Raw genomic sequence first — 14,209 nt, 5'->3', positions numbered from 1 at the left:
GTTCAGACGGCCTGGCGGGCCATACGGTTACACAAGGACGTGCACGAATGTGAATGCGCGAGCGATTTTGTCCGGTCTGCGGCCGGAATGTGAAAGATAAAAGTTCAGTCGGTGGTCGTCGCCTCGAGGGCGGCGCCCTCCAGCATCCGGCGGAGCAGGTCGCGCAGCACGAGCCGCTCCTCCTCGCTCAGCGCGGCCAGCGGCTCGCGGGCGAAGTTGAGCGATTCGCGCAGCTCCTCGGTGGCCTGGCGGCCGGCGTCGGTGGCCGCGACCAGCTTGACCCGGCGGTCCTGCGGGTCGGCCTGGCGGCTGACGAAATCGCGGGACTCCAGCCGGTCGACGATGCCGGTGATGTTCGAGGGCTCGCAGCTGAGGGTCTGGGCGATGTGGCGCATCGGCATCGGGCCGCGCCGCAGCAGGGCGAGCACCTTGGCCTGGGCACCGGTCAGCGAGCGGGCGGCGGCGGCCTCCTCGTACTCGCGGTGGAAGAGCGCGACCAGGCCCGCCATGAGGTCCACGACCTCGCGGGTGATCGCGTCGGTGGGCGGCGGGGCGACGGGCTGAGTCTCCATGACCACCAGTCTAGCTGAACATTTGACAACCTGAACCTTTCAGCACACGCTTGCTTCATTCAGTCAACATTTCAGGCTGGGAGGCCCGATGTCCGAGACCGCAGTGCCCACCGTCGCCCGTGAGTGGCACCTGGTGGCCCGCCCCAGCGGCTGGCCCGTCGCCGAGGACTTCGCCCTGGTCGAGGCCCCCGTCCGGCAGCCCGGCCCGGGCGAGATCCTGGTCCGCAACGCCTACCTCTCGGTGGACCCGTACATGCGCGGCCGGATGAACGACGTGAAGTCGTACGTGCCGCCCTTCCAGCTCGGCAAGGTGATGGACGGCGGCGCCGTCGGGTACGTGGTGGCCTCGCAGACCGAGGGCATCGAGGTCGGCGACGCCGTGCTGCACGGCCTCGGCTGGCGCGAGTACGCGACGCTGGACGCCGCGCACGTCGTCAAGGTGGACCCGAAGCTCGCCCCGCTCTCGTACTACCTCGGCGTGCTCGGCATGCCGGGCCTGACCGCCTACGCGGGCCTGCTCTCCGTCGGCGCCTTCAAGGCGGGCGACACCGTCTTCGTCTCCGGTGCGGCCGGGGCGGTCGGCTCGCTGGTCGGCCAGATCGCCAAGCTCAAGGGTGCGGCCCGGGTGATCGGTTCGGCCGGCTCGGCCGAGAAGGTCGCCAAGCTGGTCGAGGGCTACGGCTTCGACGCCGCCTTCAACTACAAGGACGCCCCGGTCCGCGAGCAGCTGGCCGCCGCCGCCCCCGAGGGCATCGACCTGTACTTCGACAACGTCGGCGGCGACCACCTGGAGGCCGCGATCGGCGCCCTCAACCTGCGCGGCCGGGCCGTGCTCTGCGGCGCCATCGCCCAGTACAACGACACCACCGCCCCGGCCGGCCCGCGCAACCTCGCGCTGGCCATCGGCAAGCGCCTGCGCCTGGAGGGCATGCTGGTCGGCGACCACAGCGCACTCCAGCCCCAGTTCGTCGCCGAGGTCGGCGGCTGGCTCCAGGACGGCTCGCTCCGCTACGACGAGACCGTGGTCGAGGGCGTGGAGCACGCGTTCGAGGCCTTCATCGGCCTGCTGCGGGGCGACAACACCGGCAAGATGGTCGTCAGTTTGGACAGCTGAGGGCAACCACCGGGGGCGCGGGGAACTGCGCGACCAGCCCTCTACGTACGTGGACGGTTGCGCGCGGCGTTCCCCGCGCCCCTGAGGTGGTTTCCGTCAGCCGGAACGTTCCCGCTCCGCGAGCCACCGCAGGTAAACAGGACTCCGCTCAGCCGCCGCCTGGTAGGCGGCCGTCGCGTGCCGGGCCAGCTCGGCATGAGCGTCTGCCAACGGCCCCTCCCGGTGCCAGGCCAGCAGATGCCGGTAGTGCAGCGGATCGCCCGCGATCGGCCGGACGGCGATGCCGGGCAGCTCCTCGAAGGTGGCCTGGCAGAGGCTCACCGCGTGCCCGCCCCGGACGAGTTCGAGCAGCAGCCGGCCGTCCACTTCGTGGACCGTCCGCATCCGGTGCCCGGCCGCCAGGAAGGTGGCGCACCAGTACTCGCGGGTGCGGTCCTCGTCGGGGTGGGGCGAGGCCCAGGCCTCCTCGGCCAGGTCGGCCAGCCGGACCTCGCGGTCGGCGGCCAGCGGGTGGGCGGCGGGGAGCGCCACGAAGACCGGTTCGGTGACCACCGGGTGCAGCACCACCTCGGGCCGGGCGGGCAGTTCGTAGCCCGGGCAGTCGCCCACCACCGCGGCCTCCAACCGCCCCTGCGCCACGTCCTCCACCAGCGGCACGGGCGAGCCGTGCCCCCGCGAGCTGACCTTCGCCGCCGGGTACCGCTCCCGGACGGCCGCCAGCACCCCGCCGAGCAGCGGCGCGTTCACCGAGCCCAGCCGGAAGTGCCGGGGCTCGGCCCGGGCGGTCAGCGCCGCCGCGCCGAGCAGCTCGTCGATGGTCGGCAGCACGGCCCTGGCCCGGGCCAGCACCACCTCCCCGAAGGCTGTGGGCACCGCCCCCGAGGGCCGCCGTTCGAACAGCGCCCCGCCCAGCATCGCCTCGATCCGCCGCAGTTGGCTGCTCAGCCCCGGTTGGGTGAGCCGCAGCGCGGCGGCGGCCCGGGTGAGGCTGCCGGTCTCGGCGACCGCGCAGATGATCCGCAGGTGCCGTACCTCCAGGTCCATAGCGGGATGTTATGGGGAGGTGAGGGCTCCCGTAAGGGGTGGTGAACCCTCAATCTTGTCCCACATGTGAAATGTCACACATCACGCAAGGGGCAGGACGACGTGAGGATGCGCAGAGGGCTGGCCGCAGCCCTGGTGGTGGTCGGCGGGCTGACGGGGTGTACGAGTACGGGGGGTGCGGCCGGGCCCGCGAGTGCCGGGGCGGTGCGCGGCGGGACGCTGCACGTGCTCTCCACGCTCGACCTGGAGCACCTGGACCCGGCCCGGGCCTACGTGACCTCCACCCAGGACGTGGGGCGGCTGGTCTACCGCACGCTCACCACCTTCGCCGCCGCGCCCGGGCCGGCCGGCGGGGTGGTGGTGCCGGACCTGGCCACCGACACCGGGCGGCCCAGCGACGGGGCGAAGACCTGGACCTTCACCCTCAAGGCCGGGGTGAAGTACGAGGACGGCCGGCCGATCACCAGCGCCGACGTGAAGTACGGCGTGGAGCGCACCTTCGCCCCCGAGCTGCCCGAGGGCCCGCCGTACGGCCGGCTCTGGCTGGCCGGCGGCGGTGCGTACCACGGGCCGTACCAGGACCCCGGCGGGCTGGCCTCGATCGAGACGCCGAACGACCGCACCGTCGTGTTCCACCTGAACCGCCCGGTGGCCGACTTCGGCTCGGCCGTATCGCTGCCGATGTTCGCCCCGGTGCCCAAGGACAAGGACACCGGCGTCTCCTACGACAGCCGGCCGTTCTCCTCCGGGCCGTACAAGATCGCGAGCTTCGAGCCCAAGAAGCGGCTCACCCTGACCCGGAACACCGCCTGGGACCCGGCCACCGACTCCGTCCGCAAGGGCCTGCCGGACCAGGTGGTGATCGACCTGAACCTGGACTCGGCCGTGGTGGACCAGCGGCTGGTCGCCGGGCAGGGCGAGGACGCCGACGCGGTGGCGATGGAGCCGATCGGGCCGGCCTCGGTGGCCCGGGTGGTCAACGACCCCGAGGTCAAGCAGCGGCTGGTCACCGGGGAGTCGATCAACACCAGGTTCCTGTCGGTCAACACCAGGCGCGTCCCGGACCTGCGGGTGCGGCAGGCCATCGCCTACGCGCTGGACAAGGACGCCCTGCGCACCACCCGGGGCGGCCCGATCGCCGGGCAGCTCGCCACCACCCTGCTGCCGCCCACCCTGCCCGGCTCCGCCGCCGAGGACCCGTACCCGAGCCCGGACGGCAAGGGCGACCCGGCCAAGGCCAAGGCGCTGCTGGCCGAGGCCGGCCAGGCCACCGGGCTGACGCTGACCCTGGACACCGTGGCCTCGGCCGGCGGCAAGGCCCAGGGCGAGGCCGTACAGGCCGCGCTGGCCCGGGCCGGGATCACCGTGAAGATCAACGAGATCAGCTCCTCGGCCTTCTACAGCACCGTCGGCAACACCGCCCAGGAGCACGACCTGGTGATCGACGGTTGGACGCCCGACTGGCCCGGTGCCTCCACCTACCTGCCGATCCTCTTCGACGGCCGACTGATCACCCCCGAGGGCAACAACAACCGTGCCCAGTACGACTCCAAGCCCGTGGAGGCCGAGCTCGACCGGCTGGCGGCGGTCGGCGACCCGGCCGCCGCCCAGGCCGGGTACGGCGAGCTGGCCAAGCGGATCATGCAGGACGCGCCGGTGGTGCCGTTCCTCTGGGACAAGGCGGCCGTGCTGGTCGGGCCGAACGTGGCCGGGGCGTACGGGCACACCGCCTTCGTCGGGCGGCTCGACCTGGTCTCGCTGGGGCTGCGCAAGTGAAGGCCGAGCGGGTGGAGGCCGAGCGGGTGGAGGCCGAGCGCGTGCGGGCCGGGCGTGGGCAGGGCGCGCGCGTGAAGGCCGAGCGCGGGCAGGCCGGGCGGGTGCGGGCCGGGCACCTGAGGGCCCTGCTCCGGCAGCGCTCGACGGCGCTCGCGCTGGGGGTGGTGGTCTTCCTGGTGCTGTTCGCGCTCTGCGCCCCGCTGATCAGCTGGGCCACCGGCAACTCGCCCACCGCCTTCCACGGCGAGGCCGTGGACCCGGCGCTCGGCGGGCTGCCGCGCGGGCCGGCCGGCGGGATCGGCGCCGAGCACTGGCTCGGCGTGGAGCCGGTGAACGGGCGGGACGTGCTGGCCCGGGTGGCCCACGGCGCCCGCGTGTCGCTGCTGATCGCGGTGCTGGCCACCGCGCTGTCGGTGCTGCTTGGTACGGCGCTCGGCCTGCTCGCCGGCTTCTTCGGCGGCTGGGCGGACACCGTGATCGGGCGGGCGATGGACCTGCTGATGTCCTTCCCCAGCCTGATCTTCATGATCGCGCTGATCGCCGCCGCACCCGGCATCGACCGCCGACTGCTGCTCGTGGTGGTGCTCGGCTTCTTCGGCTGGCCCTACGTGGGGCGGATCGTGCGCGGGCAGGCGATGGTGCTGGCCCGGGGCGAATTCGTCGCCGCAGCACGGGTGTTGGGCGCCTCCCGGCGAGCCCTGCTGGTGCGCGAGGTGCTGCCCAACCTGACCGGGCCGGTGCTGGTGGTGGCCACCATGTCGATCCCCGGCTGCGTGGCCACCGAGGCCGGCCTCTCCTTCCTCGGCGTGGGCGTGCAGCCGCCGACCCCCTCCTGGGGGCAGATGATCGCCACCGCCGTGCCCTGGTACGCCACCGACCCGGCCTACTTCCTCATCCCCGGCGTCTTCCTCTTCGTCACCGTGCTCGCCTTCAACGTGCTCGGCGACGCGGTGCGGGACGCGCTCGACCCTCGGAGCCGACGGTGATCGTCTACCTGCTGCGGCGCCTCGCCGTCACCGCCCTGATCCTGCTGGTGATCTGCGCCGCCACCTTCGCGATCTTCTACCTGATGCCCGCCGACCCGGCCCAGGGCGCCTGCGGCAAGGCGTGCAGCCCCGCGCGGCTGGCCGAGATCCGCACCACCCTGGGCCTGGACCACCCGCCGCTGGTGCAGTTCCGCGACTACCTGCTCGGCCTGGTGGCCGGCCGCACCTACGGCACCGGCGCCCAGGCCGTCAGCTGCCACCTGCCCTGCCTGGGGTTCAGCTTCCAGACCGACCAGCCCGTCTGGCAGTTGCTCACCGCCCGGCTGCCGGTCAGCGTCTCGATCGCGCTCGGCGCGGCCGTGCTCTGGCTGCTGGTCGGGGTGGGCGCGGGCGTGGTCTCCGCGCTGCGGCGCGGGAGTTGGTGGGACAGGGCGGCCATGACGGCCGCGCTCGGCGGCGCCTCGCTGCCGGTCTACTTCACCGCGCTGGTGCTCCAGTACCTGCTGGTGGTCGAGCTGCGGGTGCTGCCCTACCCCCGGGTGGTGCCGCTCACCGCGGACCCGGTGGGGTGGGCGCAGTCGATGGTGCTGCCCTGGGTCACCCTGGCCATGCTCTACGCGGGCGTCTACGCCCGGCTCACCCGGGGCGAGTTGCTGGAGAGCCTGGGCCGCAACTACGTGCGCACCGCCCGGGCCAAGGGCCTGCCCGAGCGCACGGTGGTGCGTCGGCACGCGCTGCGCCCGGCCCTGATGCCGGTGGTGACCGTCTTCGGCATGGACCTCGGCGCACTGCTCGGCGGCGCGCTGATCACCGAGTCCGTCTTCGGCCTGCCCGGGGTCGGCAAGCTCGCCGCCGACGCGATCGCCGGGGCCGACCAGCCGGTGATCCTCGGCGTGACGCTCTTCGCGGCCGGCTTCGTGGTGCTGGCCAACCTGCTGGTCGACCTGGTGTACGCCGTACTCGACCCGAGAGTGAGGGCAGTCGGATGACCCTGCTGACCGTACGGGACCTGCGGGTCTCCTTCGCCGGGGCCCCGGCCGTGGACGGGCTGGACCTCGACCTCGACGCCGGGCGGGTGCTCGGCGTGGTGGGCGAATCCGGCAGCGGCAAGTCGGTGACCAGCCTGGCCGTGCTCGGCCTGCTCCAGGGCGCCGAGGTGAGCGGCTCGATCCGCTTCGACGGCGCCGAACTCACCCAGCTGCCGCCGAAGTTGCTGCGGGACTTGCGCGGTCGGCGGATCGCGATGATCTTCCAGGACCCGCTCTCCTGCCTCAACCCCTACTACTCGGTGGCCTTCCAGATCGCCGAGGCGCACCGCGCCCACCACCGCTCCAGCCGCCGCACCGCCCACCGGGTGGCGGTGGAACTGCTCGACCGGGTCGGCATCCCCGAGCCCGAGCGGCGGGCCAAGTCCTATCCGCACGAGTTCTCCGGCGGGATGCGCCAGCGGGTGATGATCGCGATGGCGCTCTGCCTGGAGCCGGACCTCTTGATCGCCGACGAGCCGACCACCGCGCTGGACGTCACCGTGCAGGCTCAGATCCTCGACCTGCTGCGCGAGCTCCGGGCCGAGTCCGGCACCGCGATCATGCTGATCACCCACGACATGGGCGTGGTGGCCGGGTTGGCCGACGAGGTGGTGGTGATGCGCGGGGGCCGGGCCGTCGAGCGCGGCCCCGTCCACCAGCTCTTCCGGGCGCCCCAACACCCGTACACCAAGGGCCTGCTCGCCTGCGTGCCCCGGATCGACGGGCCGCTGCCGCGCCGGCTGCCCACCCTGGAGACGGCCGGATGACCACCCCTCTGCTCGAAGCCAGCGACCTGGTCAAGCGCTACCCCGTCCGGCACGGCCTGACCAGGCGGCTGGCCGGCCACGTCACCGCCGTGGACGGCGTCTCGCTCACCGTCGAGCCGGGCGAGACGCTCGGCCTGGTCGGCGAATCCGGCTGCGGCAAGTCGACCGTGGCCCGGCTGCTCACCCGCCTGGAGCGGCCCAGCTCCGGCGCCGTCCGGCTCGAAGGCCGCGAGCTGACCGGCCTGGGCGAGGGCGAGCTACGGCCGCTGCGCCGCGAGTTGCAGCTGGTCTTCCAAGACCCGTACTCCTCGCTCAACCCGCGGATGACCGTCCGCCGGATCCTGGCGGCGCCCTACGCCTACCAGGGGCTGACCCCCGAGGAGCCGGTGGAGGAGCTGCTGGCCCGGGTCGGCCTGAGGCCTGAGCACGCCGACCGGCACCCGCACGAGTTCTCCGGCGGGCAGGCCCAACGGATCGGCATCGCACGGGCGTTGGCGCTCAAGCCGAAGCTGGTGGTCTGCGACGAACCGGTCTCCGCGCTCGACGTCTCGGTGCAGGCCCAGGTGCTGGGCCTGCTCCAGGACCTCCAGGAGGAGTACGGCCTGGCCTACCTCTTCATCGCCCACGACCTGGGCGCCGTCCGGCAGATCAGCACCCGGATCGCCGTGATGTACCTCGGCTCGGTGGTCGAGACGGCCGACCGCGACACGCTGTTCGCCGCGCCCGCCCACCCGTACACCCACGCCCTGCTCTCCGCCGTGCCCCGGCCCGATCCGGTGGTGGAGCGGGGGCGGGAGCGGATCGTGCTCCGGGGCGACCTGCCCAGCCCGCTGGCCCCGCCCTCCGGCTGCCGGTTCCGCACCCGCTGCCCGAAGGCCGAGAGCCGCTGCGCGGCCGAGCGGCCCGTGCTGCGGCAGCTCGCCCCCGGCCACCACGTCGCCTGCCACTACCCCGAAGGGGCCCGATGATCCACGCCAGCTACCGGATGCCAGGGCTCGTGGTGACCGACCACGTGTTCACCGCGCCGCTCGACCACGCCGAGCCCGGCGGCCGGCAGATCGAGGTCTTCGCCCGCGAGGTGGCCGACCCGGCCCTGGTCGGACGCGACCTGCCCTGGCTGCTCTACCTCCAGGGCGGCCCGGGCGGGAAGTCGCCGCGCCCGCTCAACGCCACCTCGGGCTGGCTCGGGCACGCGCTCAAGACCCACCGGGTGCTGCTGCTCGACCAGCGCGGCACCGGCCGCAGCACCCCGCTCACCGCCCGCTCGGCCGCCGCCTTCCCCTCCGCCGAGGCCCTGGCCGGCTACCTCGGCCTGCACCGGGCCGATTCGATCGTGGCCGACGCCGAGCTGATCCGGCGTCAACTCGGCATCGAGGCCTGGGAGACGCTGGGCCAGAGCTACGGCGGATTCGTCACCCTCAGCTACCTCTCCACCGCCCCCGAGGCCCTGCGCGCCTGCTACGTCACCGGCGGCCTGCCGGGCCTCACCGCCACCGCCGAGGAGGTCTACGCCGCCACCTACCCCCGGGTGCGGGACAAGGTCGCCCGCTACCACGCCCGCTACCCCGCCGACCGGGCCCTGCTCGGGCGGGTCGCCGCCCTGCTGCCGGCCACCCTGCCCGACGGCGACCGGCTGACCCTCCACCGGCTGCGCACCCTCGGCCTGCTGCTCGGCATGGGCGAGGGCGCCGAACGGCTGCACTGGCTGCTGGACGAGGCGATCACCCCCGAGGGCGCCCTCTCCGCCACCTTCCTCCACCAGGTGCAGCAGCTCACCGGCTTCACCGACAACCCGCTCTTCGCCGTGCTCCAGGAGACCATCTACGGCCAGGGCACCACCCCCACCCGCTGGGCCGCCGACCGCGCCCTGGCCCAGCACCCCGACTGGGCCGCCGACCCGCTGCTGCTCACCGGCGAGATGGTCTACCCCTGGATGTTCCGGGAGATCGCCGCCCTGCGCCCCTTCGCCGAGGCCGCCGACCTGCTCGCCCACCGGGCCGACTGGCCCGCCCTCTACGACCCGGCCCGGCTGGCCGCCAACCGGGTGCCGGTGGCCGCCGCCGTCTACCACGACGACATGTACGTGGACGCCGGCCTCTCGCTGCGCACCGCCCGCGCCGTCGGCGCCCTGCGCACCTGGGTCACCGACGAGTGGGAGCACGACGGCGTCACCGCCTCCGGCGCCCGGGTGCTCGCCCGCCTGATGGACCTGGCCGCCGGCCGGGCCTGACCCCCCCATGAAACCCACCCGTACTGGAGAAGCCATGAGACTCCACCCCCTGGCCGCCACGCTGGCCCTGGTCCTCGCCGCTCCGCTGGTCGCCGCCGCCCCCGCCTCGGCCGCCGCCTCCCCAGGCGCCGCCGCCTGCGCGCTGCCCGGCGCGACCGGCTGGACGGACGAGGGCCACACCACCGACCGCACCCAGTTCCTCGACCCGATCGGCACCAAGCACGTGCTGACGCTCTTCGTCGACTTCCCCGACGCCCCCGCCCAGGGCGCGCCGCAGGACTACTACGACGAACTCGCCCCCGCCGCCGACTGGATGAGGCAGGACTCCTACGGCCGCACCAGGCTCGACCTCACCCCGCTGCGCCGCTGGCTGCGGATGCCACAGGCCTCGAACTCCTACGGCTTCGACCGGGGCATCAGCTTCGAGCAGCACGAGCTCTACGTCCGCCAGGCGGTGGAGGCGGCGGCGCCGTACACCGACTTCTCCCGCTACGACCTGGTCTACGTCGTCCCGACCAAGAACGCCTCGGCGATCACCTTCTCGCCCACCTACCTCTACGACCCGACCGCCGCCGGGATCACGGTCAAGGGCCACCGGATCAAATGGGCCGTCACCTTCGGCCAGGACCGCTACCACTGGGGCCCGACGGTGGCCGACCACGAGACCTCGCACACCTTCGGCCTGCCCGACCTCTACGCCTTCACCGCCACCGACTACCACCGCTACGTGGGCGGCTGGGACCTGATGGGCAACATCGCGGGTGCCTCGCCCCAGCACCTCGGCTGGGAGCGCTGGAAGTTCGGCTGGATCGACGACAGGCAGGTGGCCTGCCTCCCCACGGCCGGCAAGCGGACGGTGCGGCTGAACGCGATCGAGCGCACCGGCGGCACCAAGATCGCGGTGCTGCCCACCGGCCCGACCACGGCCTACGTGGCCGAATCCCGCCGGGCCCTCGGCGCCGACGCCAAGGCCTGCTCCACCGGCGTGCTGATCTACAGGATCGACACCGCCACCCAGACCGGCCAGGGCCCGGTCCAGGTGGTCAACGGCAACCCCACCGCCGTCCTACCCACCGGCTGCACCCCGCTCGACCTGGCCGCCTTCCAGCCCGGCCAGTCCTTCACCGACCCGGCGAGCGGCGTCCGGATCCAGGTCCGGAGCAAGGGCCCGCACGACGACCTGGTCGTCCTGAGCCGGTAGTGCCCGTTCCTCCCCTTTCACTCCCCGGCCCGGGCGGCTGATGCCCGGGCCGGGGCGCCTCCACCCCCCCACACTCCGGAGGTCACCACTCATGCGTACCGTCCGACCCACGGCCGCCCTGCTCGCCCTCTGCGCCCTGCTAGCCCTGCTGCTCGTCCCCGCCCACCGGGCCGCCGCGAGCTCCTCGCCCTGCGCGCTGGCCGGCACCACCGGCTGGATGGACGAGGGCCACGACACCGACCGCACCCGCTTCCAGCAGCCGCTGGGCACCAAGCGGGTGCTGATGCTCTACGTCGACTTCTCCGACGCCCCCGCCGACGCGCCGACCGCCAACTACGGCGCCCAGATCACCCCCGCCGCCGACTGGATGTGGCAGGCCTCCTACGGCCGCACCTGGCTGGCCATCACCCAGCTGCCGCGCTGGCTGCGGATGCCGCAGCCCTCCACCAGCTACGGCTACCAACGCGGCATCAGCTTCGAGCAGCACGAGCTGTACGTCCGGCAGGCGGTGGAGGCGGCCGACCCGTACGTGGACTTCTCGCAGTACGACCTGGTCTACGTGGTGCCACCCCGGACGGCCTCGGCGATCAGCTTCACCCCCACCTACGTCTACGACCCCACCACGGCCGGCGTCAGCGCCGACGGCAGCCGGATCAAGTGGGCGGTCACCTTCGGCCAGGACCTCTGGTACTGGGGCCCGAAGATCGCCGACCACGAGACCGGCCACACCTTCGGCCTGCCCGACCTCTACGGCTACGACGGCGCGGACATCCACCGGTACGTGGGCGGCTGGGACCTGATGGGCAAGGTCGGCGGCCCCGCACCCGAGTACTTCGGCTGGGAGGCCTGGAAGCTCGGCTGGCTGGACGAGGCCCAGGTGGCCTGCGTGCCCGGGGTCGGGCAGACCACCGTGCCGCTCACCGCGGTGGAGTACGTGGGCGGCACCAAGATCGTGGTGCTGAAGCTCACGGCCACGCTGGCCTACGTGGTGGAGTCCCGGCGGGCCGCCTACGCGGACCGGGCACCCTGCTCGACCGGGGTGGTGGTCTACCGGGTGGACACCTCGGTGGCGACCGGGGAGGGCGCGGTGCAGGTGATGAACGGGAACCCGGGGGCCGCCGTGCCCGCCGGCTGCACCGCGCTCGACCTGGCGGCCCTCCAGCCCGGGCAGACCTTCACCGATCCGTACTGGGGCGTCCGGGTGGAGGTGCTGAGCGGGGGCACCTACGGCGACACCGTACGGGCCACCAGTTGGTGACTTTCCGTCAATCCGACGGACCGTCATGCGAGGTGCCGGTGCGGGCGCTACGGTGGTGCCCGCCCCGGCGATGGGGCCGTTCGGGGGAGGAAACCCGACGAGGGCTAGACCACACCCGGGATCCGGATAGCATGGTGTGAAAGGTTGTCCGTTTTGCTCAACTTGATGACCTAATGTCGAATGAGTTGAGCCCGAAGAGGGCACAAGACAGTCAGACCGGGCCGGATCGGTGCATGGTGCGAGGCAGCTGGGGAAGGCGACCCTCGTCCACCGCCAGGAGGTCCCGATGACGACACGTGGTGTGCTCTACATCCACTCCGCGCCGCGCGCGTTGTGCCCGCACGTCGAGTGGGCGGTCGCGGGTGTGCTCGGGGTGCGAGTCAGCCTCGACTGGCTGCGGCAGCCGGCCGCCGCCGGTCACTGGCGCTCCGAGCTCTCCTGGCAGGGGGAGCCCGGCACCGCGTCCAAGCTGGCCTCCGCCCTGCGGGGTTGGCAGCTGATCCGCTACGAGGTCACCAGCGAGCCCTGCGCCACGGCCGAGGGCGAGCGGTACAGCTCCACGCCCTCACTCGGCATCTTCCACGCCGTCACCGGCCTGCACGGCGACATCCTGATCCCGGAGGACCGGCTGCGGGCTGTGCTCTTGCGGTCGAAGACCGAGGGGACGGACCTGGAGGCGGAGCTGGCGCGGCTGCTCGGGAAGCCCTGGGACGACGAGTTGGAGCCGTTCCGCTATGCGGGGGACGGGGCGCCCGTCCGCTGGCTGCACCAGGTCGTGTAACCAACTGGGGCGGTACGCCCGGGGGCGCGGGGAACTGCGCGCTCAGCCCTCTACCTGGTAGGGCGGTTGCGCGCGCAGTTCCCCGCGCCCCTGGTGGTTTACGCAGTGCGGAAGGCGAGCACCACGTTGTGGCCGCCGAAGCCGAAGGAGTTGTTGAGGGCGGCGATGGGGCCCTCGGGGAGCTTGCGGGGCTCGCCGGTGACGATGTCGGCCTCGACCTCCTCGTCCAGGTGGTCGAGGTTGATGGTGGGCGGGGCCAGGCGGTGGTGGAGGGCGAGGACGGTGGCGACCGTCTCGATGCCGCCGGCGCCGCCGAGGAGGTGGCCGGTCATCGACTTGGTGGCGGAGATCGCGATGTGGTCGAGGTGCTCGCCGAGCTCCTTGCGGAGGGCCTTGAGCTCCGCGACGTCGCCCTGGGGGGTCGAGGTGGCGTGGGCGTTGACGTGGACCAGCTCGGCCTTGTCGAGCTCGTTGCGGTCGAAGAGGTCGGCGATCGCGCGGGCCACGCCGGAGCCGGTGGGCTCGGGCTGGGCGATGTGGTGGGCGTCGGAGGAGAGGCCCTGGCCGACCGCCTCGCAGTAGACCCGGGCGCCGCGGGCGGCGGCGTGCTCCGCCGACTCCAGCACGACGACGCCGGCGCCCTCGCCGAGCACGAAGCCGTCGCGCGCCGTGTCGTACGGGCGGGAGGCCTCGGTCGGGTTCTCGTTGTTCTTGGACATCGCCATCATGTTGGCGAAGGCGACGATCGGCAGCGGGTGGATCGCGGCCTCGGTGCCGCCGGCCACCACCACGTCGGCGCGGCCGGTGCGGATCATCTCGATCGCGTAGCCGATCGCCTCGGCGCCGGAGGCGCAGGCGGAGACGGGGGTGTGCACACCCGCGCGGGCGCCGACCTCCAGGCCGACGTTGGCGGCGGGGGAGTTGGGCATCAGCATCGGGACGGTGTGCGGGGAGACCTTGCGGACTCCGCTCTCGCGCAGCACGTCGTACTGGTCGAGCAGGGTGGTGACGCCGCCGATGCCGGAGGCGATCACGGCGCCCAGGCGCTCGGGGGCGAGCTTGGAGGACTCGTCGGTGGCGGGGGTCTCGTAGCCGGCGTCGGCCCAGGCCTCGCGGGCGGCGATCAGCGCGAACTGCGCCGAGCGGTCCAGCTTGCGGGTCAGCGGACGGGGCAGGATCTCGCCGGGCTCGACGGCCACCCGGGCGGCGATCCGGACGGGCAGGTCGGCTGCCCACTCCTCGGTGAGCGGGGCCACCCCGGAGCGGCCCTCGACCAGGCCCGCCCAGAACGAGGCGGCGTCGCCGCCGAGCGGCGTGAAGGCGCCGATACCTGTGACGACCACGGTGCGATTTTCAGCGGTCACTGGTTCTTCTTCTCTCACGTGAGCTGGGAGTGGTGGCCTGTGCTCGGCCGGGGTGGAAGGGGGGTGACCGGCCGGGGTGCTCGCGCAC

General features: G+C 73.1%; 13 protein-coding genes. 10 read left to right on the top strand and 3 right to left on the bottom strand.

The window, feature by feature from the left end:
• Positions 1-104: 104 nt before the first annotated feature.
• Positions 105-572 carry a MarR family winged helix-turn-helix transcriptional regulator gene (locus tag CFP65_RS11355; protein WP_104815991.1) on the bottom strand — a complete coding sequence of 156 codons (468 nt, stop codon included), beginning with the start codon at positions 570-572 and terminating at the stop codon, positions 105-107.
• An 88-nt stretch (positions 573-660) separates the two neighbouring features.
• On the opposite strand from CFP65_RS11355, the gene CFP65_RS11350 reads away from it, so the two are divergent.
• Positions 661-1,686 (top strand): NADP-dependent oxidoreductase, encoded by a 1,026-nt coding sequence (locus CFP65_RS11350; protein ID WP_104815990.1) that lies wholly within the window; start codon positions 661-663, stop codon positions 1,684-1,686.
• Between the two features lie 96 nt (positions 1,687-1,782).
• Here the strand turns inward: CFP65_RS11350 and CFP65_RS11345 are convergent, their stop codons facing one another.
• The gene (locus CFP65_RS11345) at positions 1,783-2,730 is read right to left on the bottom strand and encodes a LysR family transcriptional regulator (RefSeq protein WP_104815989.1); all 948 of its coding nucleotides are present in this window, start codon (positions 2,728-2,730) and stop codon (positions 1,783-1,785) included.
• A 108-nt stretch (positions 2,731-2,838) separates the two neighbouring features.
• Here CFP65_RS11345 and CFP65_RS11340 point away from each other — a divergent pair, with 108 nt between their 5' ends.
• The 9 genes from CFP65_RS11340 to CFP65_RS11300 all read left to right on the top strand — a co-directional run bounded on the left by CFP65_RS11340 (position 2,839) and on the right by CFP65_RS11300 (position 12,757).
• Positions 2,839-4,506 (top strand): ABC transporter substrate-binding protein, encoded by a 1,668-nt coding sequence (locus CFP65_RS11340; protein WP_254552887.1) that lies wholly within the window; start codon positions 2,839-2,841, stop codon positions 4,504-4,506.
• A gap of 71 nt (positions 4,507-4,577) precedes the next feature.
• A complete protein-coding gene (locus CFP65_RS11335) occupies positions 4,578-5,492 on the top strand; it encodes an ABC transporter permease (RefSeq protein ID WP_371682526.1) in 915 nt (304 codons plus the stop codon).
• Positions 5,489-6,481 (top strand): ABC transporter permease, encoded by a 993-nt coding sequence (locus tag CFP65_RS11330; protein ID WP_104815987.1) that lies wholly within the window; start codon positions 5,489-5,491, stop codon positions 6,479-6,481. Before CFP65_RS11335 ends, CFP65_RS11330 begins: the two co-directional genes overlap by 4 nt.
• A complete protein-coding gene (locus CFP65_RS11325) occupies positions 6,478-7,287 on the top strand; it encodes an ABC transporter ATP-binding protein (protein WP_104815986.1) in 810 nt (269 codons plus the stop codon). The genes CFP65_RS11330 and CFP65_RS11325 overlap by 4 nt, the downstream gene beginning before the upstream one ends.
• Positions 7,284-8,255, top strand: a complete 972-nt coding sequence (locus CFP65_RS11320) for an ABC transporter ATP-binding protein (RefSeq protein WP_104815985.1) — start codon at positions 7,284-7,286, stop codon at positions 8,253-8,255. The genes CFP65_RS11325 and CFP65_RS11320 overlap by 4 nt, the downstream gene beginning before the upstream one ends.
• Positions 8,252-9,517 carry an alpha/beta fold hydrolase gene (locus CFP65_RS11315; protein WP_254552340.1) on the top strand — a complete coding sequence of 422 codons (1,266 nt, stop codon included), beginning with the start codon at positions 8,252-8,254 and terminating at the stop codon, positions 9,515-9,517. The genes CFP65_RS11320 and CFP65_RS11315 overlap by 4 nt, the downstream gene beginning before the upstream one ends.
• 34 nt (positions 9,518-9,551) lie before the next feature.
• The gene (locus tag CFP65_RS11310; protein ID WP_254552339.1) at positions 9,552-10,718 is read left to right on the top strand and encodes a M6 family metalloprotease domain-containing protein; all 1,167 of its coding nucleotides are present in this window, start codon (positions 9,552-9,554) and stop codon (positions 10,716-10,718) included.
• A gap of 91 nt (positions 10,719-10,809) precedes the next feature.
• Positions 10,810-11,976, top strand: a complete 1,167-nt coding sequence (locus CFP65_RS11305; RefSeq protein ID WP_104815983.1) for a M6 family metalloprotease domain-containing protein — start codon at positions 10,810-10,812, stop codon at positions 11,974-11,976.
• Positions 11,977-12,262: 286 nt separating this feature from the next.
• Positions 12,263-12,757: a DUF3145 domain-containing protein gene (locus CFP65_RS11300; protein WP_104815982.1), complete on the top strand. Its 495-nt coding sequence runs from the start codon at positions 12,263-12,265 to the stop codon at positions 12,755-12,757.
• 98 nt (positions 12,758-12,855) lie between these two features.
• On the opposite strand, the gene CFP65_RS11295 is transcribed toward CFP65_RS11300, so the two are convergent.
• Positions 12,856-14,121, bottom strand: a complete 1,266-nt coding sequence (locus tag CFP65_RS11295) for a beta-ketoacyl synthase (protein ID WP_104815981.1) — start codon at positions 14,119-14,121, stop codon at positions 12,856-12,858.
• Positions 14,122-14,209: the final 88 nt, after the last annotated feature.

The sequence above is a fragment of the Kitasatospora sp. MMS16-BH015 genome, from assembly GCF_002943525.1.
Classification (GTDB): Bacteria; Actinomycetota; Actinomycetes; order Streptomycetales; family Streptomycetaceae; genus Kitasatospora.
The sequence above is the reverse complement of the archived record's forward strand: the minus strand, read 5'-3'. Positions and strand labels throughout refer to the sequence as shown.